At 66.2% G+C, this 26,045-nt stretch carries 21 protein-coding genes, 4 tRNA genes and 1 pseudogene; 16 read left to right on the top strand and 10 right to left on the bottom strand.

Annotated features, from left to right (window positions below):
* Positions 1-9: 9 nt before the first annotated feature.
* Positions 10-1,113, top strand: a complete 1,104-nt coding sequence (locus tag APT63_17210) for a D-amino-acid oxidase (protein AMA47219.1) — start codon at positions 10-12, stop codon at positions 1,111-1,113.
* Positions 1,114-1,438: 325 nt separating this feature from the next.
* On the opposite strand, the gene APT63_17205 is transcribed toward APT63_17210, so the two are convergent.
* Complete coding sequence (locus tag APT63_17205; GenBank protein ID AMA47218.1) at positions 1,439-1,663, bottom strand: hypothetical protein; 225 nt, start codon at positions 1,661-1,663, stop codon at positions 1,439-1,441.
* Positions 1,664-1,844: 181 nt separating this feature from the next.
* The gene (locus APT63_17200; protein AMA47217.1) at positions 1,845-2,864 is read right to left on the bottom strand and encodes a DNA transporter; all 1,020 of its coding nucleotides are present in this window, start codon (positions 2,862-2,864) and stop codon (positions 1,845-1,847) included.
* A 149-nt stretch (positions 2,865-3,013) separates the two neighbouring features.
* Here APT63_17200 and APT63_17195 point away from each other — a divergent pair, with 149 nt between their 5' ends.
* The 6 genes from APT63_17195 (at position 3,014) to APT63_17170 (ending at position 7,999) form a co-directional block, all read left to right on the top strand.
* Complete coding sequence (locus APT63_17195) at positions 3,014-3,976, top strand: RNA pseudouridine synthase (GenBank protein AMA47216.1); 963 nt, start codon at positions 3,014-3,016, stop codon at positions 3,974-3,976.
* Positions 3,973-4,713 (top strand): laccase, encoded by a 741-nt coding sequence (locus APT63_17190; GenBank protein AMA47215.1) that lies wholly within the window; start codon positions 3,973-3,975, stop codon positions 4,711-4,713. The genes APT63_17195 and APT63_17190 overlap by 4 nt, the downstream gene beginning before the upstream one ends.
* A 162-nt stretch (positions 4,714-4,875) precedes the next feature.
* Entirely contained in the window at positions 4,876-7,440 is a 2,565-nt protein-coding gene (locus APT63_17185; GenBank protein AMA47214.1) for an ATP-dependent chaperone ClpB, read from the top strand.
* Between the two features lie 320 nt (positions 7,441-7,760).
* Positions 7,761-7,836: transfer RNA gene (locus APT63_17180), tRNA-Asn, on the top strand.
* A gap of 4 nt (positions 7,837-7,840) precedes the next feature.
* A tRNA-Pro gene (locus APT63_17175) sits at positions 7,841-7,917 on the top strand.
* A 6-nt stretch (positions 7,918-7,923) separates the two neighbouring features.
* Positions 7,924-7,999 (top strand) — tRNA-Lys (locus APT63_17170).
* A 136-nt stretch (positions 8,000-8,135) separates the two neighbouring features.
* On the opposite strand, the gene APT63_17165 is transcribed toward APT63_17170, so the two are convergent.
* The gene (locus APT63_17165) at positions 8,136-8,921 is read right to left on the bottom strand and encodes an AraC family transcriptional regulator (protein ID AMA47213.1); all 786 of its coding nucleotides are present in this window, start codon (positions 8,919-8,921) and stop codon (positions 8,136-8,138) included.
* A 325-nt stretch (positions 8,922-9,246) separates the two neighbouring features.
* Here APT63_17165 and APT63_17160 point away from each other — a divergent pair, with 325 nt between their 5' ends.
* The 5 genes from APT63_17160 to APT63_17140 are packed head-to-tail and all read left to right on the top strand — an operon-like array spanning position 9,247 to position 15,691.
* Positions 9,247-10,863, top strand: coding sequence for an aspartate:proton symporter (locus APT63_17160; GenBank protein AMA47212.1), 1,617 nt, complete (start codon positions 9,247-9,249; stop codon positions 10,861-10,863).
* Between the two features lie 31 nt (positions 10,864-10,894).
* On the top strand, positions 10,895-11,821 hold the full coding sequence (locus APT63_17155) for a hydroxyproline-2-epimerase (protein AMA47211.1): 927 nt from the start codon (positions 10,895-10,897) through the stop codon (positions 11,819-11,821).
* 37 nt (positions 11,822-11,858) lie between these two features.
* A complete protein-coding gene (locus tag APT63_17150) occupies positions 11,859-12,806 on the top strand; it encodes a dihydrodipicolinate synthase family protein (protein AMA47210.1) in 948 nt (315 codons plus the stop codon).
* Positions 12,807-12,859: 53 nt separating this feature from the next.
* Positions 12,860-14,437, top strand: coding sequence for a 2,5-dioxovalerate dehydrogenase (locus APT63_17145; GenBank protein ID AMA47209.1), 1,578 nt, complete (start codon positions 12,860-12,862; stop codon positions 14,435-14,437).
* 3 nt (positions 14,438-14,440) lie between these two features.
* Complete coding sequence (locus tag APT63_17140; GenBank protein ID AMA47208.1) at positions 14,441-15,691, top strand: FAD-dependent oxidoreductase; 1,251 nt, start codon at positions 14,441-14,443, stop codon at positions 15,689-15,691.
* Positions 15,692-15,817: 126 nt separating this feature from the next.
* Here APT63_17140 and APT63_17135 read toward each other — a convergent pair whose 3' ends face one another.
* Positions 15,818-17,170: a GntR family transcriptional regulator gene (locus APT63_17135; GenBank protein AMA47934.1), complete on the bottom strand. Its 1,353-nt coding sequence runs from the start codon at positions 17,168-17,170 to the stop codon at positions 15,818-15,820.
* Between the two features lie 149 nt (positions 17,171-17,319).
* Here APT63_17135 and APT63_17130 point away from each other — a divergent pair, with 149 nt between their 5' ends.
* The gene (locus APT63_17130) at positions 17,320-18,513 is read left to right on the top strand and encodes an MFS transporter (protein ID AMA47207.1); all 1,194 of its coding nucleotides are present in this window, start codon (positions 17,320-17,322) and stop codon (positions 18,511-18,513) included.
* A gap of 48 nt (positions 18,514-18,561) precedes the next feature.
* On the opposite strand, the gene APT63_17125 is transcribed toward APT63_17130, so the two are convergent.
* From APT63_17125 to APT63_17100, 6 genes are all read right to left on the bottom strand, one after another.
* On the bottom strand, positions 18,562-19,857 hold the full coding sequence (locus APT63_17125; protein AMA47206.1) for an NADH dehydrogenase: 1,296 nt from the start codon (positions 19,855-19,857) through the stop codon (positions 18,562-18,564).
* 389 nt (positions 19,858-20,246) lie between these two features.
* Complete coding sequence (locus APT63_17120; GenBank protein AMA47205.1) at positions 20,247-20,876, bottom strand: hypothetical protein; 630 nt, start codon at positions 20,874-20,876, stop codon at positions 20,247-20,249.
* Between the two features lie 271 nt (positions 20,877-21,147).
* Complete coding sequence (locus tag APT63_17115; protein AMA47204.1) at positions 21,148-21,348, bottom strand: DNA gyrase inhibitor; 201 nt, start codon at positions 21,346-21,348, stop codon at positions 21,148-21,150.
* Positions 21,345-21,968, bottom strand: a complete 624-nt coding sequence (locus APT63_17110) for a dephospho-CoA kinase (protein AMA47203.1) — start codon at positions 21,966-21,968, stop codon at positions 21,345-21,347. Before APT63_17110 ends, APT63_17115 begins: the two co-directional genes overlap by 4 nt.
* The gene (locus tag APT63_17105) at positions 21,965-22,822 is read right to left on the bottom strand and encodes a methyltransferase (protein ID AMA47202.1); all 858 of its coding nucleotides are present in this window, start codon (positions 22,820-22,822) and stop codon (positions 21,965-21,967) included. The genes APT63_17110 and APT63_17105 overlap by 4 nt, the downstream gene beginning before the upstream one ends.
* The gene (locus APT63_17100; GenBank protein AMA47201.1) at positions 22,822-24,030 is read right to left on the bottom strand and encodes a type II secretion system protein F; all 1,209 of its coding nucleotides are present in this window, start codon (positions 24,028-24,030) and stop codon (positions 22,822-22,824) included. Before APT63_17100 ends, APT63_17105 begins: the two co-directional genes overlap by 1 nt.
* Before the next feature lie 242 nt (positions 24,031-24,272).
* Here APT63_17100 and APT63_17095 point away from each other — a divergent pair, with 242 nt between their 5' ends.
* The 3 genes and pseudogenes from APT63_17095 to APT63_17085 all read left to right on the top strand — a co-directional run bounded on the left by APT63_17095 (position 24,273) and on the right by APT63_17085 (position 25,683).
* Positions 24,273-24,683 carry a fimbrial protein gene (locus APT63_17095; GenBank protein AMA47200.1) on the top strand — a complete coding sequence of 137 codons (411 nt, stop codon included), beginning with the start codon at positions 24,273-24,275 and terminating at the stop codon, positions 24,681-24,683.
* A 79-nt stretch (positions 24,684-24,762) separates the two neighbouring features.
* Positions 24,763-24,838, top strand: a tRNA-Thr gene (locus tag APT63_17090).
* A gap of 444 nt (positions 24,839-25,282) precedes the next feature.
* A pseudogene (locus APT63_17085) lies at positions 25,283-25,683 on the top strand (transcriptional regulator).
* Positions 25,684-26,045: the final 362 nt, after the last annotated feature.

The following is a 26,045-nucleotide window of genomic DNA, read 5'->3' as shown; positions in this document are numbered from 1 at the left end:
GAACGTGAGATGAGCAAGCGTGTAGTGGTGGTCGGCGGGGGTGTCATCGGTCTGTTGACGGCGTTCAACCTGGCCGCCCAGGTCGATCAGGTCATCCTCTGCGACCAAGGCGAGGCGGGGCGCGAGTCGTCATGGGCCGGTGGCGGTATCGTCTCGCCGCTCTACCCGTGGCGCTACAACGCGGCAGTCACGGCACTGGCGCACTGGTCGCAGGACTTCTATCCCCACCTGGGCGAGACGCTGTACGCCCGGACCGGCGTGGACCCGCAGGTGTACACCACCGGGCTGTACTGGCTCGACCTGGAAGACGAGTCGCAGGCCCTGGACTGGGCGGTCCGTCACCAGCGACCCCTGGCGGCCGTGGACATCCGCGACGTCTACGACGCCGTGCCCGTGCTCGGGCCTGGCTTCGAGCGCGCGATCTACATGGCGGGTGTGGCCAATGTGCGCAACCCGCGTCTGGTGAAGTCGCTCAAGGCTGCACTGCACGGGTTGCCGAACGTGATCGTGCGCGAGCACTGCAAGGTCAGCGGCTTTGAACAACAGGCCGGGCGTGTCACGGGGGTGAGAACGCCTGATGGCGTGATCGAGGGTGATGACGTGGTGCTCAGCGCCGGGGCCTGGAGCGGCGAGCTATTGGCGTCGTTGGGTCTGGGCTTGCCGGTCGAGCCGGTGAAAGGGCAGATGATCCTGTTCCAGTGCGCCGAGGATTTCCTGCCTACCATGGTCCTGGCCAAGGGGCGCTACGCCATTCCACGACGCGACGGGCATGTCCTGGTCGGCAGCACGCTGGAGTACCAAGGGTTCGACAAGACGCCCACGGACTCGGCGCTGGCCAGCCTGCAGGCGTCTGCGATCGACCTGTTGCCGGCCTTGGCGGATGCCAGGCCTGTCGCCCACTGGGCAGGCCTGCGGCCAGGCTCGCCGGAGGGCATTCCGTACATTGGCCGTGTGCCTGGGCATGAAGGGCTGTGGTTGAACTGCGGGCATTTCCGCAACGGCCTGGTGTTGGCACCGGCGTCCTGCCAGTTGCTCGGTGATCTGCTGCTCGAACAGGCTCCGATCATCGATCCGGCACCTTATGCCCCGGAGCACCGCTTGTCGGCGCGTTGAGAGCGTGCACACTGCCAAGTGTTGATGTGGGCCCTGGCGGGCCCAATCGCGGCACAGGGGCCGCTCCCACAGGTGACCGCGACAGTCTGCACCGCCGCGGTGTAGCTACGGGTGTAGGAGCGGCCCCTGTGCCGCGATTGCGCCAGTGCAGGCGACAGTGTTCTCTGATCTGACGCAATCGCGGTATAGGGGCTACCACCCGTAGCCACACCGCGATGAGGCAGAGCATTGCGATCCTTATGTGCAACCCTGCCGCAGCGCCGGACTGGCCGCGATTGGGCTTGCAGGGCCCACAAAACCAAATTCAACCCTGCCCCAGGTCCCGTCAGCCCTTGGGCCCCTGCTCCAGGTGCGTCGGGCTGCAATACCAGTGCTCGCCACGGCGCAGGGCCCGGTCATTGGGCAGATGCACACCGCAGTGCGCGCAACGAACCATGGTCAACGGGTCGTCCAGTCGCTGCGCCGGGCGGGCGTCCTGGCTGAGCTTGAACCTGCGCCACAGCCAGATGACGGCGGCGATCAGGGCGATCCAGAAAAGTAGGCGGAGCATGGCGTTCAGCTTTGTCGAGTCGATGAAGTCGACAGTCTAGAGCGAGGCGGGGCAAAAGGGGAGAGGAGGGCAGTCGTCAGGCGTGCGCGTCGACGGCGCTGGCAAGGCCCGGACCCGCGCAGAACGTCGCAGGTCGGTGCGGCCTGCCCGCACGTCAAGGCGCGGGCAGGCCGACAGGGGATCAGTCGAACAGACCGAAGGTGGCGTAGCTGAACCAGGAGCGGCCCTTGCTGGCTTCTTTCGGGCCTTCCGGGTACACCGGATTGCCGTCTTCGTCCTTCGGCAGCAGCTCGGCAGGCATCTCCGAACGGGCATCTTCGAACTGACGAACCACGTCCTGGTTGGCGCGCGTCTCGCCCGGTGGCAGCGGCGTGTCGGATTCGATCAGGCCCAGGGTGGCTTTCGACAGCCACGAGCGGTGGTCGTTTACGCCGGTCTTGGGCTCGAACTCGCCATCCACCAGGCTCGGGTGGTCAGGGTAGTTGAGCTTCAGGGTCTCGAGGCTGGTCGCCGCCAGGTCGTCCAGGTGCAGGCGCTGGTAGGCTTCGACCATCACGGCCAGGCCATCGCCGACCGACGGCGTTTCCTGGAAGTTTTCCACCACGTAGCGGCCACGGTTGGCGGCAGCGACGTAGGCTTCGCGGGTCAGGTAGTAGTCGGCCACGTGGATTTCGTAGGCGGCCAGCAGGTTGCGCAGGTAGATCATGCGCTGCTTGGCATCCGGCGCGTAGCGGCTGTTGGGGTAGCGGCTGGTCAGCTGGGCAAACTCGTTGTACGAGTCACGCGCGGCGCCCGGGTCGCGTCGGGTCATGTCCAGCGGCAGGAAGCGCGCCAGCAGGCCACGGTCCTGGTCGAACGAGGTCAGGCCCTTGAGGTAGTAGGCGTAGTCGACGTTCGGGTGCTGCGGGTGCAGGCGGATGAAGCGCTCGGCAGCCGACTTGGCAGCCTCGGGCTCGGCGTTCTTGTAGTTGGCGTAGATCAGCTCGAGCTGCGCCTGGTCGGCGTAGCGACCGAACGGGTAGCGCGACTCCAGCGCCTTGAGCTTGCCCACGGCGCTGTTGTAGCTGTGGTTGTCCAGGTCAGCCTGCGCCTGCTGGTACAGCTCGGTTTCGCTGAGGTTTTCGTCGATGACTTCCTTGTTCGAGGAACAGGCAGCAGTGAGTCCGAGGATGGCGATCAGCAGCAGGTGTTTCACTTGCATGGCGGCTTGCGTCCCTTTGACGGCCGCTGTCTTGGGCGGTGCCGTCCTGTTATGATGAGCGCCCCCGGCAGACCCGGGGCACAAAAGAAGCCGTATTTAACCACAAGCGCGCAGGCGAAACCAAAGGCTGTGCGCCCGTCGATTCGAGCATGTCCGAGATCATTCAACTAAGCGCAGAAGTACCGTCCGAACTGGGCGGTCAACGGCTCGACCAGGTCGCCGCCCAATTGTTCGCCGAGTACTCGCGTTCGCGCCTGTCCGGGTGGATCAAGGAGGGTCGCCTGACGGTCGACGGCGCGGTGCTGCGGCCGCGTGACACCGTCCATGGCGGCGCCATGCTGGCCCTGGAGGCCGAGCATGAAGCCCAGGGCGAGTGGCAGGCCCAGGACATCGAGCTGGACATCGTCTACGAGGACGAGCACATCCTGGTCATCAACAAGCCCGCCGGCCTGGTCGTGCACCCGGCTGCCGGGCATGCCGATGGCACGCTGCTCAATGCCTTGCTGCACCACGTGCCGGACATCGTCAACGTGCCGCGTGCCGGGATCGTCCACCGCCTGGACAAGGACACCACCGGCCTGATGGTGGTGGCCAAGACCCTGCAGGCGCAGACCCGACTGGTCGAGCAGATGCAGGCGCGCAAGGTCAGCCGCATCTACGAGTGCATCGTGGTCGGCGTGGTCACCTCCGGGGGCAAGATCGACGCGCCCATCGGTCGCCACGGCGGCATGCGCCAGCGCATGGCGGTCACCGACGGCGGCAAGCCCGCGGTCAGCCACTACCGCGTGCTCAAGCGTTTCCGTACCCACACCCACGTGCGGGTCAAGCTGGAAACCGGCCGTACCCACCAGATTCGCGTGCACATGGCCCACGTCGGTTTCCCGCTGGTCGGTGATCAGACGTACGGCGGGCGCTTCCGCATTCCGCCCGCAGCCAGCCCCACCATGGTCGAGGCGGTGAAAACCTTCCCGCGCCAGGCCCTGCACGCCCGCTTCCTCGCCCTGGCCCACCCGATCACCGGTGAAGTCATGAAGTGGGAGTCGCCTTTGCCCGATGACTTCGTCTGGTTGCTGTCGCTGCTCAACCAGGACCGCGAGAGCTTCATCGGATGAACGGCCTGGCGCAGGCGCTGCTGTTGCCCGACTGGCCGGCTCCGGCCTCGGTGCGCGCCTGTGTCACGACACGTGAGGGCGGCGTCAGTCGGCCGCCCTACGACACCTTCAATCTGGGTGACCATGTCGGGGATGACCCCGTCGCGGTCGCCGAGAACCGTCGCCGCCTGAGCGACGCATTCGCCATCCGGCCCGCCTGGCTCAAGCAGGTCCACGGCATGGTGGTGGCCGACGCCGATCCGGGCAGGGTGGACGAAGCCGACGCCAGCTGGACCGAGCGCCCCGGCATCGCCTGCGCCGTGATGACCGCCGACTGCCTGCCCGTGCTGTTCTGTGATCGCGCCGGTACCCGAGTGGCCGCCGCTCATGCCGGTTGGCGTGGGTTGGCGGGCGGTGTGCTGGAGGCGACCGTGAACCGCCTGGGCGTGCCGGCCGACGACCTGCTGGTCTGGCTGGGCCCGGCCATCGGCCCGGGTGCGTTCGAGGTCGGCCCGGAGGTGCGTGATGCCTTCGTGGCGACGCATCCCGAGGCCGCCGACGCCTTCGTGCCCGGTGAGCGACCCGGCAAGCTGATGGCCGACCTCTATCGCCTGGCGCGCATCCGATTGGCCGCCTTGGGCATCACTGCCGTCTACGGCGGCGGTTTCTGCACCGTCACCGACCCGCGTTTCTTCTCCTACCGCCGCGACCCCCACGGCGGCCGCTTCGCCTCGCTGATCTGGCTCGATCCCCGCTGATCCTGCCTGGCTGGGCCGCCTTCAAACGGTCCCGGGCTGCGCCAGATCAATGCCAGCGCGCTTGAATCTTCCACAATCAGCCTTATCTACAGGTTATCTCTGGCAGGTTCGTCCAACAGGTGTATTCGTCGCTTCGACCTGCCGTCACAGGAAGGTACAACCATGCGTATAGACCGTTTGACCAGCAAGTTGCAGTTGGCGTTGTCCGACGCCCAATCCGTCGCCGTCGGCCTGGACCATCCGGCCATCGAGCCCGTGCACCTGATGCAGGCCCTGATCGAACAGCAAGGCGGCTCGATCAAGCCGCTGCTCATGCAAGTCGGCTTCGACATCGCCGCCTTGCGCCAGGCGCTGACCAAAGAACTCGACCAACTGCCGAAGATCCAGAACCCTACGGGCGACGTGAACATGTCCCAGGACCTGGCGCGCCTGCTGAACCAGGCCGATCGTCTGGCCCAGCAGAAGGGCGACCAGTTCATCTCCAGCGAGCTGGTGCTGCTCGCCGCCATGGACGAGAACAGCAAGCTCGGCAAGCTGCTGCTGGCCCAGGGCGTGAGCAAGAAGGCCCTGGAAAACGCCATCAGCAACCTGCGCGGTGGCGCCGCCGTCAACGACCCGAACGCCGAAGAGTCACGCCAGGCCCTGGACAAGTACACCGTCGACCTGACCAAGCGCGCCGAAGAAGGCAAGCTCGACCCGGTGATCGGCCGTGACGACGAGATCCGCCGTACCGTGCAGGTGCTGCAGCGCCGGACCAAGAACAACCCGGTACTGATCGGCGAACCTGGCGTGGGCAAGACCGCCATCGCCGAAGGCCTGGCCCAGCGCATCATCAATGGCGAGGTACCCGATGGGCTCAAGGGCAAGCGTCTGCTGGCGCTGGACATGGGTGCCCTGATCGCCGGCGCCAAGTACCGCGGCGAGTTCGAAGAACGCCTCAAGTCGCTGCTCAACGAGCTGTCCAAGCAGGAAGGGCAGATCATCCTGTTCATCGACGAGCTGCACACCATGGTCGGCGCCGGCAAGGGCGAGGGCGCCATGGACGCGGGCAACATGCTCAAGCCGGCCCTGGCCCGTGGCGAGCTGCACTGCGTCGGCGCCACCACGCTCAACGAGTACCGTCAGTACATCGAGAAGGACGCCGCCCTCGAGCGTCGCTTCCAGAAGGTGCTGGTCGAGGAGCCGAGCGAAGAAGACACCATCGCCATCCTGCGTGGCCTCAAGGAGCGCTATGAGGTCCACCACAAGGTGGCGATCACCGATGGTGCAATCATCGCGGCGGCCAAGCTGAGCCACCGCTACATCACCGACCGGCAGTTGCCCGACAAGGCCATCGACCTGATCGACGAAGCGGCCAGCCGCATCCGCATGGAAATCGACTCCAAGCCCGAGGTGCTCGATCGCCTGGAACGTCGTCTGATCCAGCTGAAGGTCGAATCCCAGGCCCTGAAGAAGGAAGACGACGAGGCCGCCAAGAAGCGCCTGGAGAAGCTGACCGAGGAAATCGCCCGTCTGGAGCGCGAGTATTCCGACCTGGAAGAAATCTGGGCGTCGGAAAAGGCCGAGGTGCAGGGGTCGGCGCAGATCCAGCAGAAGATCGAGCAGTCTCGCCAGGAGCTGGAAACCGCGCGCCGTCGGGGTGACCTCAACCGCATGGCCGAGCTGCAGTATGGCGTCATCCCTGATCTGGAACGCAGCCTGCAGATGGTCGACCAGCACGGCAAGACCGACAACCAGCTGCTGCGCAACAAGGTGACCGAGGAAGAGATCGCCGAGGTGGTCTCCAAGTGGACCGGGATTCCGGTGTCGAAGATGCTCGAAGGCGAGCGTGAAAAGCTGCTGCACATGGAAGACCTGCTGCACGAGCGGGTGATCGGCCAGAACGAGGCCGTCACCGCCGTGGCCAATGCCGTGCGTCGCTCACGTGCGGGGTTGTCAGACCCGAACCGCCCGAGTGGCTCCTTCCTGTTCCTCGGCCCGACCGGGGTCGGCAAGACCGAGCTGTGCAAGGCCCTGGCGGAGTTCCTGTTCGACACCGAAGAGGCGATGATCCGAATCGACATGTCCGAGTTCATGGAGAAGCATTCCGTGGCCCGCTTGATCGGCGCACCGCCCGGCTACGTGGGCTACGAGGAGGGCGGTTACCTGACCGAGGCCGTGCGCCGCAAGCCGTATTCGGTGGTGCTGCTCGACGAGGTGGAGAAGGCGCACCCCGACGTGTTCAACGTACTGCTGCAAGTGTTGGAAGATGGGCGCCTGACCGACAGCCACGGGCGTACGGTCGATCTGCGCAACACGGTCATCGTCATGACCTCGAACCTGGGCTCGGCGCAGATCCAGGAGCTGGTGGGCGACCGTGAAGCCCAGCGTGCGGCGGTGATGGACGCGGTGGGTGCGCATTTCCGTCCGGAGTTCATCAACCGGATCGACGAAGTGGTGGTGTTCGAGCCGCTGGGCCGCGAGCAGATTGCTGGTATCACCCAGATCCAGCTTGGCCGCCTGCGCAGCCGACTGGCCGAACGCGACCTGCGCCTGACGCTCAGCCCCGAGGCCTTGGACAAGCTGATTGCCGTGGGCTACGACCCGGTGTACGGCGCACGTCCGCTCAAGCGTGCCATCCAGCGCTGGATCGAAAACCCGCTGGCGCAGCTGATCCTGTCCGGGCAGTTCCTGCCAGGCGCCGAGATCACCGCCCGGGTCGAGAACGACGAAATCGCCTTCGTCTGACCGCTCCCCCTGGCCGCACACCGCGTATTTACGGGGGTTGCGGCCAGGACGGGGATAACGTGTTGTTCGTAATGAAAAAAAAGTTTGCATTTGCCTTCGAGTGGTCTTAACATGCGCCCCGCTGTCAGGCACTAAGCAGATCACCAGCGGTAACGGGATCTGAAAACGATTTGCAAATCAATCAGTTGAAAGCAAATTAAGTGTTGACAAGCGGTTTGAAGGATGTAGAATACGTCGCCTCGGAGACATGAACGCAGCGATGCGGCAGTCGAAGAGCACGAAGTGATACAGACTTCGAAATCGGAAATACGAAGTGCAGTTCCGCGATAGCTCAGTCGGTAGAGCAAATGACTGTTAATCATTGGGTCCCTGGTTCGAGTCCAGGTCGCGGAGCCAATTTCGGGGTGTAGCGCAGTCCGGTAGCGCGCCTGCTTTGGGAGCAGGATGTCAGGAGTTCGAATCCCCTCACCCCGACCATTTTCCGGGTCGTTAGCTCAGTTGGTAGAGCAGTTGGCTTTTAACCAATTGGTCGTAGGTTCGAATCCTACACGACCCACCATGTAAAAAGGGCATCTCGACTGAGATGCCCTTTTTCTTTGCCTCCAGAAAAGTAGCCGAGCGTCTGAGCGGCCTCTGCTGGCGCGCCGAGCCCGCTGCCATGGGTCGCAAAGCGGCTCTGCCTTGCAGCGTGTACCTCACGTCCCGCCCCCACCCCCCGTCGCCTGCCGATACTGCCGCGGCGTAAACCCCGTCAGCTGCTTGAACTGACGGCTGAACGCACTGTGGTCCGTATACCCGCACTGCATCGCCACCTCGGTGATCGGCACGTCGGTGTGCAGCAACCGATGGGCCTGCTCCAGGCGCGCCTTGTGGATCATCTGCCGTGGCGTGAGGTGGAAGATCCGTTTGCAGTAGCGTTCCAGCTGCGCCACCGACAAGCCCGCGATCCGCGTCAGTTCGCGCAGGCTGATCGGCCGGTGAAAATGCTGGCGGATGTGCTCGTCCACCGCCGCCAGGCGTTGGTACGCCGGGTGCGTATCGGCCGCCGACTCGAGATCGACCGAGGTGCCGACCAGGCCGATGATGGCGCCGCTCGCGTCGTGCAACGCACGCTTGTGGGTCAGGCACCAGCCGGCCTCGCGGCTGCCGTACAGGTGCAGCTCCAGTTGGTCTTCCAGCACCAGCCCTTGCTCGAGCACGCGTCGATCCTGCTCGGTATAGCCCGGCCCCAGTTGCGCCGGGAATACCTCGGCACTGGTCTTGCCCAGCAGCGGCGCCAGGTCCTTGAGGCCGCAGCGCCGCACCAGGGTGTGGTTGGCCAGCACGTAGCGGGCGTCGAGGTCCTTGATGAAGATCGCGGCACTCGGAAGGGCGTCGAGGATGGGCAACAGCAGCACGACACCGCCCAGCAAGGCCTCGAGCGAGGCAGGGCGGTGCTGGTCCAGGCCGCGGTACAGGTGTTCCAGGGTGCTGGCAGGCATGCGGTTCGTCTCGGTGCGGTCCAGCCTGTTCGAAAGCCTCTGCACAAGGACGCTCGGGCGCCCGCCCTCTGACGGGCAAGCTTCGTGGCGCTACAGCCCTCGTGCGACAAGGCCTACAGCCTAGCCATCCTCCCCAGACGATCGCCAGTCTTTTCTGACACTGTGCCGATTTCGTCTTCCCCGCCGTGGAAAACCATCAAGAACCCAATCCCGCTTCGGTTCACGCTATGTCCCACGCAAGCCGCCCCTCCCATGACAACGCGGCACGCCACACCGTTTTTCGTGACAGACCTGCCTATCCAATAACCAACAAAAAGGCGAACTCATGTCAGGCAAATTCAAGAAACAGCTGTCCCTGCTGGACCTCACCTTCATCGGCCTGGGCGCCATCTTCGGCTCCGGCTGGCTGTTCGCGGCCAGCCACGTCTCGGCCATCGCCGGGCCGGCCGGCATCCTCTCCTGGTTCCTCGGTGGCTTTGCCGTGCTCTTGCTGGGCATCGTCTATTGCGAGCTGGGCGCCGCCTTGCCACGCGCCGGCGGCGTGGTGCGCTACCCGGTGTACTCCCACGGTCCGTTGCTCGGCTACCTGATGGGCTTCATCACCCTGATCGCGTTCTCCAGCCTGATCGCCATCGAAGTGGTGGCCTCGCGGCAATACGCCGCCGCCTGGTTCCCCGCGCTGACCAAGACCGGCTCCAGTGACCCGACCGTCCTGGGATGGCTGGTGCAGTTCGCCTTGCTGGGGCTGTTCTTCTTCCTCAACTACCGCAGCGTGAAGACCTTCGCCAAGGCCAACAACCTGATCAGCGTGTTCAAGTTCATCGTGCCGCTGCTGGTGATCGGCGTGCTGTTCACCTTCTTCAAACCGGAAAACTTCGAGGTCCAAGGCTTCGCGCCGTTCGGCCTGTCCGGGGTGGAAATGGCCGTGTCGGCCGGCGGCATCATCTTCGCCTACCTCGGGCTGACACCGATCATTTCGGTCGCCAGCGAGGTGAAGAACCCGCAGCGCACCATCCCCATCGCGCTGATCCTCTCGGTGCTGCTGTCCACGGCGATCTATGCCCTGCTGCAACTGGCCTTCCTCGGCAGCGTACCGACCGAGATGCTGGTCGACGGCTGGGCCGGCGTGACCCAGGCGCTGGCGCTGCCATACCGCGACATCGCCCTGGCCCTGGGCGTCGGCTGGCTGGCCTACCTGGTGGTGGCCGATGCGGTGATCTCGCCGAGCGGCTGCGGCAACATCTACATGAACGCCACCCCGCGCGTGATCTACGGCTGGGCCCAGACCGGCACCTTCTTCCGCTACTTCACCCGCATCGACGCCGAGTCCGGCATCCCGCGGCCGGCCCTGTGGCTGACGTTTGCGCTGTCGGTGTTCTGGACGCTGCCGTTCCCGTCCTGGGAAGCGCTGATCAACGTGGTTTCGGCCGCACTGGTGCTGAGCTACGCCGTGGCCCCGGTCACCGTCGCCGCGCTGCGCCGCAACGCCCCCGACCTGCCGCGCCCGTTCCGGGTCATGGGCATGGGCGTGCTCGGCCCCCTGTCGTTCATCATCGCCGCGCTGATCGTGTACTGGTCCGGCTGGAAGACCGTGTCCTGGCTGCTGGCCCTGCAGATCGTGATGTTCGGGCTGTACCTGCTGTGCGCCCGCTTCGTGCCCACCGAGCACCTGTCGCTAGCCCAGCAGGTGCGCAGCTCGGCATGGCTGATCGGCTTCTACGCCGTGACCATCCTGCTGTCCTGGCTGGGCAGCTTCGGCGGCCTGGGCGTCATCGGCCATCCGGCGGACACCCTGATCGTGGCCGTCTGCGCCCTGGGCATCTACTACTGGGGCGCGGCCACCGGCGTACCGGCGCACCTGGTGCGGCTGGACAGCGACGATGAAAGCGAAACCGACGCCGAACGGGTAGCCACGCCACGCGCTGCGGCCACGGCCTCTTGAAACGCTCGAGCTTCTTGCACAGGACACGCCCATGAAACGCATCCACGTCATCGATTCCCACACCGGCGGCGAGCCCACGCGGCTGGTCATGAACGGCTTTCCCACCCTGTACGGGCGCGACATGGCCCAGCAGCGCGATGAGTTGAGCGAGCAGCACGACCACTGGCGGCGGGCCTGTCTGCTGGAGCCACGGGGCAACGACGTGCTGGTGGGCGCGCTGTACAGCCCGCCGGTATCGTCCGACGCCACGTGCGGGGTGATCTTCTTCAACAACGCCGGTTACCTGAACATGTGCGGTCACGGCACCATCGGGCTGATCGCCTCGCTGCAGCACCTGGGGCTGATCGTCCCCGGCGTGCACCTGATCGACACCCCGGTCGGCCAGGTGAGCGCCACCCTGCACGAGGACGGCGCCGTCACCGTCGGCAACGTGCCGTCCTACCGCTACCGCCAGCAGGTGGCCGTCGAGCTGCCGGGCCATGGCGTGGTGCATGGCGACATCGCCTGGGGCGGCAACTGGTTCTTCCTGGTCGCCGAGCACGGCCAGTCGCTCACGCTGGACAACCGCGAGGCCCTCACCGCGTACACCTGGGCCTTGCTCGAAGCACTCGCCGCCCAGGGCATCACCGGCGAACACGGTGCGCCCATCGACCATGTCGAGCTGTTCGCCGACGACGCCGAGGCCGACAGCCGCAATTTCGTGATGTGCCCAGGCAAGGCCTATGACCGCTCGCCTTGCGGCACCGGTACCAGCGCCAAGCTGGCCTGCCTGGCCGCCGACGGCAAGCTCGCCCCCGGTCAGACCTGGGTCCAGGCCAGCATCACCGGCAGCCGGTTCCAGGGCCGCTACGAGCGCGACGGTGAACGCATTCGCCCCTTCATCACCGGGCGGGCGCACCTGACCGCCGACAGCACGCTGCTGATCGACGAGCAAGACCCTTTCGCCTGGGGCATCTGACCCCGGCCTTCCCACACGACCACGAGGAGCGACAACCATGAACACCAGCATCTTCACCGGCACCATGCCCGCCCTGATGACCCCTTGCACCCCGGACCGCACACCGGACTTCGACGCCCTGGTGCGCAAGGGCCGTGAGCTGATCGAGGCCGGCATGAGCGCGGTGGTGTACTGCGGTTCGATGGGCGACTGGCCCCTGCTGACCGAGGCCGAGCGCCAGGAAGGCGTGGCGCGCCTGGTGGCGGCCGGTGTGCCGACCATCGTCGGCACCGGAGCGGTCAATACCCGTGAAGCGGTGGCCCACGCGGCCCATGCGGCCCAGGTCGGCGCCGCCGGCCTGATGGTCATTCCGCGCGTGCTCAGCCGCGGCGCCTCGCCCATCGCCCAGCAGCATCACTTTTCCGCCATCCTGGCCGCCGCGCCGACGCTGCCGGCGGTGATCTACAACAGCCCCTACTACGGCTTCGCCACCCGCGCCGACCTGTTCTTCGCGCTGCGCCGTGAGTTCCCCAACCTGATCGGCTTCAAGGAGTTCGGCGGCGCTGCCGACCTGCGCTATGCCGCCGAGCACATCACCTCCCAGGACGACGACGTGACCCTGATGGTCGGGGTCGACACCCAGGTCGTGCATGGCTTCGTCAATTGCAACGCCACCGGCGCCATCACCGGCATCGGCAACGCCCTGCCACGCGAAGTACTGCACCTGGTGAGCCTGAGCAAGCAGGCGGCCAAAGGCGATGCCCGCGCACGGCGCCTGGCGCGGGAGCTGGAAGCCGCCCTGGCAGTGCTCTCGTCGTTCGATGAAGGCTGCGACCTGGTGCTGTATTACAAGCACCTGATGGTGCTCAACGGCGACACCGAATACGGCCTGCACTTCAACGCCAGTGATGTGCTCAGCGAGGCCCAGCGTTGCTACGCCGAGCAGCAGTACGCGTTGTTCCGCACCTGGTACGCCGACTGGTCGGCGCAGCAGAACGTCGCCTGACGATCCGGGGGCCGCCAGGCGGCTCCCCATTCTTGAATTCGACTGGAGGCTCCATGACCCTGACAGGCAAGATGCTGATCGGCCAGACCCCCGTGGCCGGCACCCGTGAGGCCATCCAGGCCATCGACCCAAGCACCGGCCAGGCACTGGCGCCCGTCTACCCCGGTGGCGACGCAAGCCATGTGGACCAGGCCTGCGCACTGGCCGACGCGGCGTTCGACCCCTACCGCGAGACGTCGCTGGCAGACCGTGCGCGGTTTCTCGACACCCTTGCCGACGAAATCGAAGCCTTGGGCAGTGCCCTGATCGAACGCGCCGTGGCCGAGACCGGCTTGCCGACCGCACGTCTCCAGGGCGAGCGTGCGCGGACCTGCGGCCAGCTGCGCACCTTCGCCCGTGTCGTGCGAGCCGGTGAATGGCTCGACGTCCGCGTCGATACCGCGCAGCCCGAGCGCCAGCCATTGGCCAGGCCCGATCTGCGCCAGCGGCACATCGCGCTAGGGCCGGTCGCCGTGTTCGGTGCCAGCAATTTCCCCCTGGCCTTTTCCGTGGCCGGCGGCGACACCGCCTCGGCCCTGGCGGCCGGCTGCCCGGTGGTGGTCAAGGCCCATGGCGCCCATCCCGGCACCAGCGAGCTGGTCGGCCAGGCCGTGGCCCGTGCCGTGCAAGCCTGTGGCCTGCCGGAAGGGGTGTTTTCCCTGCTGCACGGATCCGGACGCGAGGTCGGCATCGCCCTGGTCCGCGACCCGCGTATCAAGGCCGTCGGCTTCACCGGCTCGCGCAGCGGCGGGCTTGCCTTGTGCCAGGCGGCGCAGGCGCGTCCCGAGCCCATTCCCGTCTACGCGGAAATGAGCTCGATCAATCCGGTGTTCCTGTTCGAAGCCGCCTTGAGCGCGCGGGCTGATGCCCTGGCCCAAGGGTTCGTCGCCTCGCTGATCCAGGGCGCCGGGCAGTTCTGCACCAACCCGGGCTTGCTGATCGCCCGGCAGGGCCCGGCCTTGCAACGGTTCATCGCCTGTGCGAGCGAGCCGCTGCACCAGAGCGCTGCGCAGACCATGCTCACGCCCGGGATCTTCGACGCGTACCAGGCCGGGGTGACGGCCTTGGGCGCCCAGGCCCAGGCCGAACGCATAGCCCAGGGGCAGCCGGGTACCGGGCCCAATCAGGGCCAGGCACACCTGTTCGTGACCCAGGCCCAGGCGTTTCTCGAGGAACCTGCGCTCCAGGCCGAGATCTTCGGCGCCACGGCCCTGCTGGTGACCTGCGACAGCGATGAGCAGATGCGCCAGGTCGCCGAGCACCTGGAAGGGCAGCTGACGGCCACCTTGCACCTGGACGACGGCGACCTGGCTTGCGCCCAGGCCCTGCTGCCGACGCTGGAGCGCAAGGCCGGGCGCATCCTGGTCAACGCCTGGCCCACTGGCGTCGAGGTGTGCGATGCCATGGTGCACGGTGGGCCGTTCCCGGCCACCTCCGATGCACGCAGCACCTCGGTGGGCACGGCGGCCATCCAGCGCTTCCTGCGTCCGGTGTGCTACCAGGGCTTCCCCGAGGCCTTGCTGCCCGAGGCGCTCAAGCCTGCCAACCCGCTGCACCTACGGCGTCTGCTCGATGGCGAACGGGAAGGCTGACCCATGCATGATCCTCATCCTGCCCATGACCTGCTCGTGGTCGGCGCCGGCATCGTCGGCGTCGCCTGTGCCCTGCAGCTGGCCCGTCAGGGCCGTCGGGTCACCCTGATCGACCGGCAGGCGCCCGGCCAGGGTGCGTCCTTCGGTAACGCGGGGCACCTGGCCACCGAACAGGTATTCCCGATCGCCGACCTGTCGATCCTCAGGCGCCTGCCGGGCATGCTGCGCGACCCCATGGGCCCACTGCGCCTGGACTGGAAATACCTGCCCAAGGCCACGCCCTGGTTCGCCCGGCTGCTGCTCAACCTGCGCCCGGCGCCGTTCCAGCGCAGCGTGACAGGATTGCGCACGCTGAACGCAGCCAGCCTGGGGGCCTGGCAACGGTTGCTGGCGTCCATCGAGCGGAGCGATCTGTTTCGCGAGGACGGCTCGCTGCTGGTATTCGAGCGGGCCGAATCCCTGGCCGTGCTCGAGGCGCTGCGCGCACGCTTGCAGCAACACGACGTGCCGGTGGAGGCCTGGTCGGCCGACGCGGTGCAGGCGGCGGCCCCCCAGCTCAGCGAGACCCTGCGTGGCGGGCTGTACTTCCCGCGCACCGGGCATTTCCTCGACCCCTACCGCGTGGTACGCGAGCTGTTCGCCGCCGCCCAGGCCAGCGGCGTGCGCTTTCTCCAGGCGCAGGTCGACAGCGGCTGGCTGCACGGCGACGGGGTCAGCCTGCGCAGCGACCAAGGGGTGCTGACCGCCCGCCAAGCCCTGATCAGCTGCGGCGCGCACTCTGCACGGCTGACCCAGGCGCTTACCGGCACACGTGTGCCCTTGGACACCGAGCGCGGCTATCACCTGATGCTGCCTCACGAACACCAGCGGCTGCCGTTCGCGGTCACGTCGCTGGAGCGCAAGTTCATCATGACCCCCATGGCCGACGGGCTGCGCCTGGCCGGCACGGTGGAATTCGCAGGGTTGCAGGCACCGCCGAACATGCAGCGTGCCTGGCAGTTGCACCGCCTGAGCCAGGGCCTGTTCAGACAGCCCCTCGATGCACGGGACGCCACGCCCTGGATGGGGTTTCGCCCGTCGCTGCCGGATTCGCTGCCGGTGATCGACCGGGTCTGCGACGGCCGCGTGCTGCTGGCCTTCGGTCACCAGCACCTGGGGCTGACCCAGGCCGCCGTGACCGCCGAATGGATCGGCCGCCTGGCTGACCAGGCGGGCGGGGAGGGCATGGCGGCTTACCGGTTGGGGAGGTTTTGAGCGGCAAGTCACGAGCTGCAAGCTGCAAGCTACAAGCTACAAGCTGAGCATGCCTGCTCATCCAGCGCGGTCCGCTTTTACTTGCAGCTTGAAGCTCATAGCTTGCAGCTCATAACTAGCAGCTCATTACTCCCGCATCGACTCCACCGAAAAGAGCCCCTCCAGGGCAGGCGTGAAGTGGGTGCAGTTGATGCGGGCCAGGTGGCGGTAGTCGCGGGTCACCGAGAACGACGAGCCGGGCATCAGCAGCACGCGCTGGCGCTCCAGGGCCTGCATGAACGGGTGCAGATCGGACAGTTCGGGGTGCGAGGCCCACAGGAACATGCCACCGGTCGGTACGATGTCGAAGGTCCAGCCGTGCGTGCGCAGGGCGCGCTGGGTCAGGGCCTGCCGGGCGATCAGTTTCTGCTGCAGGTCCTTCATGTGGCCGGCGTAGGTGCCGTCGGCGAGGATGGTGTTGACGAAGCGTTCGCAGAACGCCGGGACGGCCACGCAGGTCAGCAGCTTCAGCTGGGTCAAGGGCTCGATGAAGTCGCGGGCGCAGGCGATGTAGCCCACGCGCAGGGACGCCGACAGGCACTTGGAGAAACTGCCGATGTAGATCACCCGGTTCAGGGCGTCGAGTTCGGCCAGGGTCTGGCGCGGGGTGGTGCTGAAGTCGCCGTAGACGTCGTCTTCCACCACCACCATGTCATGGGCCACGGCCAGGCCCAGTACCTTGAACGCGTTGTGCGGCGCGATGTTGCCGCCGGTGGGGTTGTGGAAGGTGCTGTTGCAGAAGAATGCCTTCACGGGGTGCCGGGCCAGGTGCTGCGCCATGACCGCGACGTCGGGGCCGTCCTGCAGGCGCGGAATGCCGATCACCTGGGCGCCAGCCAGTTGCAGAAGCCTGATCAGGTTGCCGTTGCACGGCTCGTCGACGAACACCCGGTCGCCCGGCGTGATCAGCAGGCGGGCCACCAGGTCCAGCGCCTGGGTGGCGCCCAGGGTGGTGAGGATCTGGCTCGGGCAGGCCTCGACGCGGGTCATGCGCTTGAGGTGCACGCTGAGCTGCTTGCGCAAGGGCAGGTGGCCGGAGATGTCGCCGTATTCCACCAGCGAGTGCTGTTCCAGGCGCGCCGTCCGACGGATCGCCTTGGTCAGCAGGTCGGTGTCGCGCCAGGCCGCCGGTAGCCATCCGCAGCCCAGCTTGGTGTACTGCGGCCCCCCTTGCAGCAGCTTGAACAGCGGGTCGTTCACGGTGAATTCAGGCGCCAGCGGTGCTGCGACCGCCGTCTGGCCAGCCACGAAGTAACCGCGCCCCGGCTGGGCAGCCAGCAGCCCTTCGCTGACCAGGCGCGCGCAGGCGCGGACCACGGTGTGGTAGCTGGCGCCGTGTCGGGCGACGAGCGTGCGGATCGAGGGCAGCCGTTGACCGGCCACCCATTCGCCCGCCTGCAGGCGTTGTTTCAAGGACGGGTAGAAGGCGTCGGCGCTCATGGGCATCACGCAGTCCGGCAGCTGTTAGAAAAAACACGCTAACAGTTCGCCGGAACGCTTGTCGACTGTGCGCCGATCACGACGCGCGCGGTGGGATCATGGGGACCGTACAGCGACACCCCGTCGCCCGTCCCGAACGAGCCCCTGCCATGACCGATGCGTTGCCCCGCCGCACCTACCTGTACTTCGCCGCGCAGTCGATCAACCTGACGGCTGCGGTCATGTCGGTCACCATGGCGGCCATCGTCGGCTCGGCCCTTGCGCCCAGCGCCGCCTGGGCCACCGTGCCCTATGGCTGTCAGTTCCTGTTCGTGCTGCTGGCGACTTACCCGGCGGCCCGCCTGATGGCCTCGATCGGCCGCAAGAAGGCCTTCCTGCTGGGCGCCATTCCCTTGTTGGTCGCGGGCGTGACAGGTTACCTGGCGCTCGCGCAGCAGCAGTTCGGGCTCCTGGTGCTCAGCCATGCGGCCTTGGGCGTGTACATCGCCTTCGCCAACTTCAACCGGTTCGCCGCGACCGACCATCTGCCCCCGTCGCTCAAGCCCAGGGCCTTGTCGCTGGTCGTGGCCGGTGGCGTGCTGGCGGCCGTGTTCGGGCCGTTGCTGACCGAGGCCTTGAGGGGCGTGGTGGGCTTCCCCGTGTTTTCGTTGTGCTACGCCGCCTTCATCGGGCTGGCGATGGTGTCTGCACTGCTGGCGGTCTGTCTGCCCACGGACGCTCCACAGCCCGTCCAGCGGCAGCACACCGCCGACGCGGCCTCTGATCGCCGGGTGACGCCGGACATCGCCGTGGCCATGGCCGTGGCGGGTATCGGGTATGGCGTCATGAACCTGCTGATGATCCAGGCCTCGATGCACATGCGGCACCTGCACGCGGACTTCGCCGACATTCGCCTGGCGATCCAGTGGCACGTGATCGCCATGTTCGCGCCGTCCTTCTTCACCGGGCAGATCATCCGGCGACTGGGGATCAAGACCACCTTGCACACGGGGTTCGCCTTGCTGCTGGGCTGCATGGCGCTCAACCTGGCCGGAGGTGGCCATGGGCTGATGACCCTGTCGCTGGTGGTGCTCGGGCTGGGCTGGAACCTGACCTACGTGGGCGGTGGGGCATTGCTGACCCAGGCCTTGCACGGTAGCCCGGTGGCGTTCCAGGTGCAGGGCAAGAACGACCTGGTGATCGCCCTGAGCGCGACCGTGGGCGCCTTTGCGCCGTCGTTGTTGTTCAGCAGCGTGGGCTGGGGCGGCACCAACGTGGTGTGCCTGGTGCTGTGCGTTGCGGTGTGGATCGCCATGGGGGTGGGGCTCGACAAGGGTCGTCAGCCACGACCGGCGACCTCGTGAACCCTGGCCAGGTCGGGCGGGCGGCTTCGACGCCGCCCGCCGCGCAGGTCAGTGCAGTTTCAGGCGCGGCTCGGTGCCACGGCCGATGCGGCTGCCCAGCATCAGCATGAGGGTGCGGAAGGTGCCGTACAGCGCCATCTGGTGCATGCGGTACAGCGAGACGTAGAACATCCGCGCCAGCCAGCCTTCGAGCATCACGCTGCCGGTCAGGTTGCCCATCAGGTTGCCGACCGCCGAGAAGCGCGACAGCGACACGAGCGAGCCGTAGTCACGGTAGGCGTAGGTCGGCAGCGGCTTGCCCTCCAGGCGCGCCTTCAGGCTCTTGACCAGCAACGAGGCCTGCTGGTGCGCAGCCTGGGCGCGCGGCGGCACGTTGCGGTCGCTGTCCGGCTGCGGGCAGGCCGCGCAGTCGCCGAAGGCGAAGATGTCGTCGTCCAGGGTGGTCTGCAGGGTCGGGCGCACCACCAGCTGGTTGATGCGGTTGGTTTCCAGGCCATCGATGTCCTTGAGGAAGGCCGGCGCACGGATGCCCGCCGCCCAGACCTTGAAGCGCGCCTGGATCACCTCGCCGCTGGCGGTCTTGAGGCCGTCTTCGGTGACTTCGCTGACCGAGGCATTGGTCATCACGGTGATGCCCAGCTTTTCCAGGGTCTTGTGCACCGGCTTGCTGATGCGCTCGGGCAAGGCCGGCAGCACGCGCGGGCCGGCTTCGATCACGGTGATGTGCATGTCCTGGGGCTGGATGCTGTCCAGGCCATAGGCGGCCAGCTCGTGGGCCGCATGGTGCAGCTCGGCGGCCAGCTCCACGCCCGTGGCCCCCGCCCCGACGATGGCCACGCTGATCTTCTCGCTGGCGACGTCGCCGGCATGGGCGCGCAGGTAGTGGTTGAGCAGTTGCTGATGGAAGCGCTCGGCCTGCTTGCGGGTATCCAGGAACAGGCAGTGCTGCGCCGCGCCCAAGGTGCCGAAGTCGTTGGTGTTGCTGCCCACGGCGATGACCAGAGTGTCGTAGCTCAGCACACGGGCCGGCAGCAGCTCGCGCCCGTCCTCGTCCAGGGTGGCAGCCAGCTGGATCTGCTTGGCCTGGCGGTCCAGCCCGCTCATGCGTCCCAACTGGAAGTTGAAGTGGTTCCACTTGGCCTGCGCCACGTAGTTCAGCTCGTCTTCCGAGGAGTTCAGCGAGCCGGCGGCCACTTCATGCAGCAGCGGTTTCCAGATGTGCGTCAGGTTGGCGTCGACCAGGGTGATGTCGGCCTGCTTGCGCTTGCCCAGGCGCTTGCCCAGGTGGGTCGCCAGTTCCAGGCCGCCGGCGCCGCCGCCAACGATCACGATGCGATGTGTCATGGGAGAGTCTCGTAAGGTTAAAGGAATGCGTGGCCTGGAAGGCCGGCCGTGACGTCCGACAGCGGAGGGCGAGCGCAAGGCAGCTCAGAGCACCTGTCCACAGGGATGACGGCAAAACGAGGTCCCGCCCGACGACGCACAGGGTCGGCGCAGGGCACGGCAGAGGCCGTGCAGGCTCACACCCGACAGGGCGCCGAGGGGAGGGGCGATGGTCAACGACAGGACGCGGGTCTCGGGGAGACAGGCGACTGGTCATGCGGGGCCTCGTCGAATGGGCACTGGGACGTGCGGGCAAGGCCACGCGCGTGGGCGCGGGTCCTGACCGGGAAGCATGAACGTCCTTTCAATGACGCAGAGTGTACGCTATCGCGCGGCGCGGCGGCAGAGGCTCACAGGCTGATGCCCACGTCGAAGACGATGCTGCGGCCCAGGTTGGCGCGCAGAAAGTCCGGCGCGCCGGGGTGCGCGAACAGCACACGGGCGAAGGTCGGGCCGACCACCGACAGCGAGCGCCAGCCCTGGCGCAGGTATTCGGTCGGCGGCGGGAAATGGCTGTTGAGGTCGAGCACTTCGCGCTTGAGAGTCGTGAAGGCGATGATGTCCAAGGTGCCCAGGTCCAGCCCGCGCTCGCGGTAGTTGTGCGCCTTCTTGCGCAGGGTCGGCGCCAGCCGTTGCAGCAGCTCCGACGCGCTGATCCGCCGAGGACGTGCCTCGCGCCGTACCAACTGGCTGAGCGAAAACGCACTGCGCCGCCGTTGCAGCTCTTCGCGCCACTCATCGTTCAGGCGCCGCCCCTCGTCCAGCACGAAGAACACCTCGAACGCCGCGTCACGGAACAGCACGTCAGGAGGCTCCTGCTCAGCCGGGGTGAAGTCTTCGCTGCGGTAGGCGATGTTCAGGCCTTGCAGCAGGCGCTGGCAGACCCAACGCTCACGCTCCCATTTGCGGGCATTGGACAGAAAGGCATTGGCCTGCTCGGCCTGGATGGTGAGCAGGCGCAGGTAGTCTGAGTCATCCATGCACACAGCTTAGTCGCAAACTGTGACGGTATGAGGAGGGAAGGTAGGAGAGACGCGGATGCGAAAGAGGGGCATGGCCGTACAGTCAGTTGCGACCACTCAGAGGCTAGCCCGCCGCTCCTACATCCGTAGCCCCACCGCCAGCGTTGCAGGCTATCGCGGTCCCTGTAGGAGCGGCCCCTGTGCCGCGATTGGGCCCGCAGGGCCCACAACATCAGCCAACTCGCTACCTGACCAAAGCCCCAAACCCCCAGCAACAACCGCTCCCCCCTCAGTGCCGAGGCTCCAGATCCCCCGAATACAGCTCATCCTCAGACTCAGCCGCCCCGGCAATCTTATGATCCTCGGCCGCCCACGCCCCCAGGTCGATCAGCTTGCAGCGATCCGAGCAGAACGGCCGAAACGCATTGGCCTCCTTCCATTCCACGGGCGCGCCGCACGTGGGGCATTCAACGGTGATTGGCTGGCTCATGGCTGGCCTCCTCGTAAAGTCAGGTAAAAGTGATGCAGGCGATCGATCTGCGCGTGCAGCCATGCCAGGTCGCGGTCGTTGACCACCACGTCGTCGGCATGCTGCAGACGCGCCTCACGCGACAGCTGCGCCGCCAGGATCGCCTGCACCTGCTCCGGGCTGGTGCCATCGCGCTGCAAGGTGCGCTGCACCTGCAGCTCACGCGGCGTATCGATCACCAGCACACGCTGGGTCTTGCGGTACTGGCCGGATTCGATCAGCAGCGGTGACACATACACCGCGTAAGGCGATTGCGCCTTGGCCAGGTAAGTGAAGATCTCCTGCCCGATCAGCGGGTGCAGCAGCGCCTCGAGCCATTGCCGCTGCACCGGATCGGCGAAGATCAGCTGCCGCAAGGCGGCCCGGTCCAGGTGGCCGTCCGCTTGCAGAACGCCCACGCCAAACCGCTCGACGATACTCGCCAAGGCCGGACGCCCCGGCTCGACCACCCAACGCGCCGCCTGGTCGGCGTCCACCAGATGCACGCCCAGCTCGACCAGCCGTTGCGCGGCAGCGCTCTTGCCGCTGCCGATGCCGCCCGTCAGGCCAAGGATCCACGGGGTTGTGCCTAGGGTCGTCATCGAAATCCAATCAGTTGCAGGTAACAGGTGCCTATTTCATCACCCCAGAGCAATGCAATCCACCCCGCAGAGGCCAGATAAGGACCAAAGGGGATCGCCGTGCCCCACGCCACCCCATGCCGACCCAGCAGCAACAGCCCAGCCAGAGCGCCCAGTATCGATGACAGCACCAGCGTCAACGGCAAGACCTGCCACCCGCCCCAGGCGCCAATCAGCGCCAGCAGCTTGAAGTCTCCATAACCTATGCCGTCCTTGCCCGTGACCAACTTGAACAGCCAGAACACCGTCCACAGCACGCCGTACCCTGCCGCCGCCCCCCAGACCGCCTCGCGTAGCGGCACGAACAGCCCCAGCGCGTTGCCGATCAGGCCCAGCCACAGCATCGGCAGCACCAGCACGTCCGGCAGGATCTGGTGACGCGCATCGATCAAGCTCAGCGCCAGCAGGCACCAGGTCAGCAGCATCATGGCCAGGGCCTGTTCGCTCGGGCCCCAGTGCCAGGCCACCACCAGCGTCAAGGCCGCGCAGGTCAGCTCCACCCAGGGATAACACCTGCCGCCCAGCGCTTGGCAGCCATCGCAGCGTGCACAGGGCAGCACCGCATCGAGCCAGCCGTGCAATCGGTGGTGACAAACCGTGCATCGCGACGCCAGCAGCCCTTTCTCGAAACGCACAGGTGGCGTGCAAGGCAAGCCCAGCAGCGCGTACGCCTCGCGCTGCCAGTAACGTTCGAGCACCCCAGGCAGGCGCGCGGCCAGCAAGCGCACGACCGCGCCCGCCAACAGCCCGAGCACCCCCGCCAGCGTGAGAAACACCGCCGGCCGCTCGGTAAGAAAGATCCATGCAGTGTTCATCACAGCAGCGCGCTCAGCTGGAAAAGGGGCAAGTACATGGCGACCACCAGACCGCCAACCACGACCCCGAGGATCAGGACAATCATCGGCTCGAGCAAGCCGGTCAACTGTTCCATTGTTTGCCGCGTCTGCCCCTCGTAATGCTGCGCGGCGCGCTCGAGCATGTCGTCGAGCCGCCCGCTGCTCTCGCCGATCGCGACCATCTGCATCAGCAACGGCGGAAACAACCGATCGCCTGCCATCGCCCCATTCAGGCTCTGCCCGCCGCCCATGCCCTGGCGCAGCGCCAGGATCGCCTGCTCGTGCAACGGGTCGCCACAGGCCCTGGCCACCGTGCCGAGCGCATCCAGAAGCGGCACCCCAGCGGCATAAGTGGTCGCCAGACCGCGTGCGAAGCGTGCCAGGGCGGCCTGACTGAGCAAGGCGCCGAAGACCGGCAGGCGCAGCACCGCGTGGATCGTCCACAGCCGCAGCGGCAGGTGTCGCCGCCAGGCCGTCCTCGCCCCCAGCACACCCACCAGGCCCACCGCCAGGATCCAGCCCAGCGCACCCGCAAGCCCCTCGGACAGCGCGATCACCCATTGCGTGAACACCGGCAACTCGCCGCCCAGGCCGGCGAACAGCCCCTGGAACCGCGGCACCACCTCCAGCAACAACAGCGCCGAGACCCCCAGCCCCACCACCAGCAGCAACGCCGGATACAGCATCGCCTTGCGCAGCCGCTTGATCATCGCCTGGCGCTGCTCGAGCATGTCGGCCAACTGCTCCAGCTGCCGATCCAACGTCCCCGACTGCTCGCCCACCCGCACCAGGTTGCAATACAGCGCATCGAACCAGGCCGGGTGACGTTGCATCGCATCCGCCAGCCCCAGGCCACCGGCCACCTCACGCTTGAGGCTCGCCAGCAACGCCTCACTGGCGCCGTCGATGCCCCCACGGCTCATCACGTCGAATCCCTGCAGCAACGGGATCCCCGCCTTGAGCAGCGTCGCCAACTGCCGACTGAACCCCGCCGGGTTCACCGGCGCCTGCCGCACCGGCCACCGCAGCCACGAAGGCGCCGCCGCGCCCAGGCGCGTCACCCGGATCCCCTCGCGGATCAGCAAGGCCCGCACGATCGCCGCGCTGCGCCCCGACCGTCGCCCCTTCACCACGGCCCCGGCCGCATCCACCCCTTGCCACACGAACACACGATTGCGTTCATCCATGAACGGCCTCCTTTCCTGTCATCCGGCGTACACCTGACCCTCATCCTGGCCAGCCCCTCGAACCCCTTGCGACAACACACGTAACAGCTTCAAATGCCCCAGTCGCTCAGCGCCCACTAGAGTAGTCCAGCAACCCAGGCGACCCCTCGCCCAGGCGTGACAAAAGGTATCGGCCCCGCCATACCTCCACCGCCCGGCCGATCCGCGTCACCTGTCTCACTACCCAGCAAGGAGCACCCCGCATGCAAGGACAACGCGGCATCACCCTCATCGAACTGATGATCGTCGTGGCGATCATCGGCATCCTCGCCACCCTCGCCGTGCCCATGTACACCGACCACCAGTCCCGCGCCAAGGCCACTGCTGGCCTGATGGAAGTCTCCGCCCTCAAGACCCCGATGGAGCTGCGCCTGGCCCAGGGGCAGGACGTGACCGACGTCGCCAGCCTGGGCGGGCAGGGCACCACTGCACACTGCACCCTTGCTGCCACGGGCAATGCCGCCGATGGGACTGCGACGCTCAGTTGCACGCTGGTCGATGGTCCTGGCAGCGTTACCGGGAAGGCGTTGACCTTGAGCCGCAGTGCGACGGGATGGCGCTGCACGACCACGCTGGAGGCGGACTATGCGCCGAAGGGGTGTGCCGGGACGTGAAGGGGGTAGGGGAGGGGAAATAATCGAGGGGGAACAAGGATTTGCGTAAAGGAGCCGGGAGTGGTAGGTTTGCCTCCACGCCGGTGTAGCTCAGTCGGTAGAGCAGCGCACTCGTAACGCGAAGGTCGCAGGTTCGATTCCTGTCTCCGGCACCACATCAGGTTCCAGTGAAGGCTACTAACATCTCTGGAACCCCGTAAAACCCGCCTTCTGGCGGGTTTTTTCGTTATGGCGTTCTGCCGAAATCCGACAGCTTCCAGCCGATTTAGGGGGGACGTTTGGGGTAAAGTCGATTCGATAAAGGGGTTTACCCTTATGGCTCACACTACTGCTCCCCTGACTGACATCGCCTGCCGCTCGGCCAAGCCACTGACCGCTTCTACAAGCTTGTCGACGGCGACGGTCTTTACCTCCTCGTTTATCTTAATGGCCGCAAAGACTGGCGCTTTCGGTATGTGAAACCGGATGGGCGAGAGGGGCTGACCTTATTTGGCACTATCCTGTCATCGGTCTCGCAGATGCTCGGCAGAAGCGTATGGGGACTAAGCAGATGCTGGCTGGGGGCATTGGTCCGATTGCGTCCAAGCAGCAGGCCAAGCAAGGAGCCGATTATCTGCCTGCGCCAAGGCAAAACCAGCCGGGGCCCACGCTCCGGCGGCGTCGATCGGCGAGGCCAAATTCCCGATCTGTTCAGCATCCACGTGCGCCCGTCAAAGATCGAGGATCGCTAGATGACCGGCCATTGGGAAGGCGACCTGATCAATGGCAAGGCCAATGCTTCTGCCGTAGGAGCTCTGGTCGAACGCGGCACTGGCTACGTGATGCTGGTGAAGATAAACGACGCCACTGCCACCTCAGCCATGGAGGGTTTCAGCGCCGCTTTGAAACGCATGCCAGTCGCCGCTCGCAAGGCGATGACCTACGATCAGGGGCTCGCCATGCCGAGATCACACAATGAACCAGCGCGTCGATCTATTTCTATGACCCTCACAGCCCTTGACAGCGCGGCAGCAACGAGAACATCAATGGCCTGATTTGTCAGTACCTACCCAAAGGCACTGATTTGTCGGGGTATAACCAGGAGCAGCTGGACGCCATTGCGTCCGGGCTAAACATTCGTCCACGTCAACGCTTTGATTACCAATGTCCGATTGAGAGGATGGCAAAACATCATGAGAGTCCATCCTTCACTCAATAAGAGGGTGTTGCGCTCAGTCCCTGAAGCCGCCATGTCAATCAAAGCGGGCAGCTCTCCATGCCGGCTTCATGTCTCTGACGTTAAACCGCCCCGTCATCGATGTCGACGAACATCGCATGTGAAGCAAAGCAGATATCCGTGGAGCGGCAGCTATCCAGCCATAG

The organism is Pseudomonas monteilii, assembly GCA_001534745.1.
Lineage (GTDB): Bacteria > Pseudomonadota > Gammaproteobacteria > Pseudomonadales > Pseudomonadaceae > Aquipseudomonas > Aquipseudomonas alabamensis.
The sequence above is the reverse complement of the archived record's forward strand: the minus strand, read 5'-3'. Positions and strand labels throughout refer to the sequence as shown.

Excerpts from the sequence above, each read along its gene's own strand:
- APT63_17205 (AMA47218.1), bottom strand. The coding sequence starts at position 1,663 with ATGCTCCGCCTACTTTTCTGGATCGCCCTGATCGCCGCCGTCATCTGG.
- APT63_17145 (AMA47209.1), top strand. The coding sequence starts at position 12,860 with ATGACCCTGACAGGCAAGATGCTGATCGGCCAGACCCCCGTGGCCGGC.
- APT63_17100 (AMA47201.1), bottom strand. The coding sequence starts at position 24,030 with ATGGATGAACGCAATCGTGTGTTCGTGTGGCAAGGGGTGGATGCGGCC.
- APT63_17125 (AMA47206.1), bottom strand. The coding sequence starts at position 19,857 with ATGACACATCGCATCGTGATCGTTGGCGGCGGCGCCGGCGGCCTGGAA.
- APT63_17200 (AMA47217.1), bottom strand. The coding sequence starts at position 2,864 with ATGCAAGTGAAACACCTGCTGCTGATCGCCATCCTCGGACTCACTGCT.
- APT63_17135 (AMA47934.1), bottom strand. The coding sequence starts at position 17,170 with ATGAGCGCCGACGCCTTCTACCCGTCCTTGAAACAACGCCTGCAGGCG.
- APT63_17115 (AMA47204.1), bottom strand. The coding sequence starts at position 21,348 with ATGAGCCAGCCAATCACCGTTGAATGCCCCACGTGCGGCGCGCCCGTG.
- APT63_17155 (AMA47211.1), top strand. The coding sequence starts at position 10,895 with ATGAAACGCATCCACGTCATCGATTCCCACACCGGCGGCGAGCCCACG.
- APT63_17165 (AMA47213.1), bottom strand. The coding sequence starts at position 8,921 with ATGCCTGCCAGCACCCTGGAACACCTGTACCGCGGCCTGGACCAGCAC.
- APT63_17120 (AMA47205.1), bottom strand. The coding sequence starts at position 20,876 with ATGGATGACTCAGACTACCTGCGCCTGCTCACCATCCAGGCCGAGCAG.
- APT63_17185 (AMA47214.1), top strand. The coding sequence starts at position 4,876 with ATGCGTATAGACCGTTTGACCAGCAAGTTGCAGTTGGCGTTGTCCGAC.
- APT63_17150 (AMA47210.1), top strand. The coding sequence starts at position 11,859 with ATGAACACCAGCATCTTCACCGGCACCATGCCCGCCCTGATGACCCCT.
- APT63_17095 (AMA47200.1), top strand. The coding sequence starts at position 24,273 with ATGCAAGGACAACGCGGCATCACCCTCATCGAACTGATGATCGTCGTG.
- APT63_17210 (AMA47219.1), top strand. The coding sequence starts at position 10 with ATGAGCAAGCGTGTAGTGGTGGTCGGCGGGGGTGTCATCGGTCTGTTG.
- APT63_17110 (AMA47203.1), bottom strand. The coding sequence starts at position 21,968 with ATGACGACCCTAGGCACAACCCCGTGGATCCTTGGCCTGACGGGCGGC.
- APT63_17190 (AMA47215.1), top strand. The coding sequence starts at position 3,973 with ATGAACGGCCTGGCGCAGGCGCTGCTGTTGCCCGACTGGCCGGCTCCG.
- APT63_17160 (AMA47212.1), top strand. The coding sequence starts at position 9,247 with ATGTCAGGCAAATTCAAGAAACAGCTGTCCCTGCTGGACCTCACCTTC.
- APT63_17105 (AMA47202.1), bottom strand. The coding sequence starts at position 22,822 with ATGAACACTGCATGGATCTTTCTTACCGAGCGGCCGGCGGTGTTTCTC.
- APT63_17140 (AMA47208.1), top strand. The coding sequence starts at position 14,441 with ATGCATGATCCTCATCCTGCCCATGACCTGCTCGTGGTCGGCGCCGGC.
- APT63_17195 (AMA47216.1), top strand. The coding sequence starts at position 3,014 with ATGTCCGAGATCATTCAACTAAGCGCAGAAGTACCGTCCGAACTGGGC.
- APT63_17130 (AMA47207.1), top strand. The coding sequence starts at position 17,320 with ATGACCGATGCGTTGCCCCGCCGCACCTACCTGTACTTCGCCGCGCAG.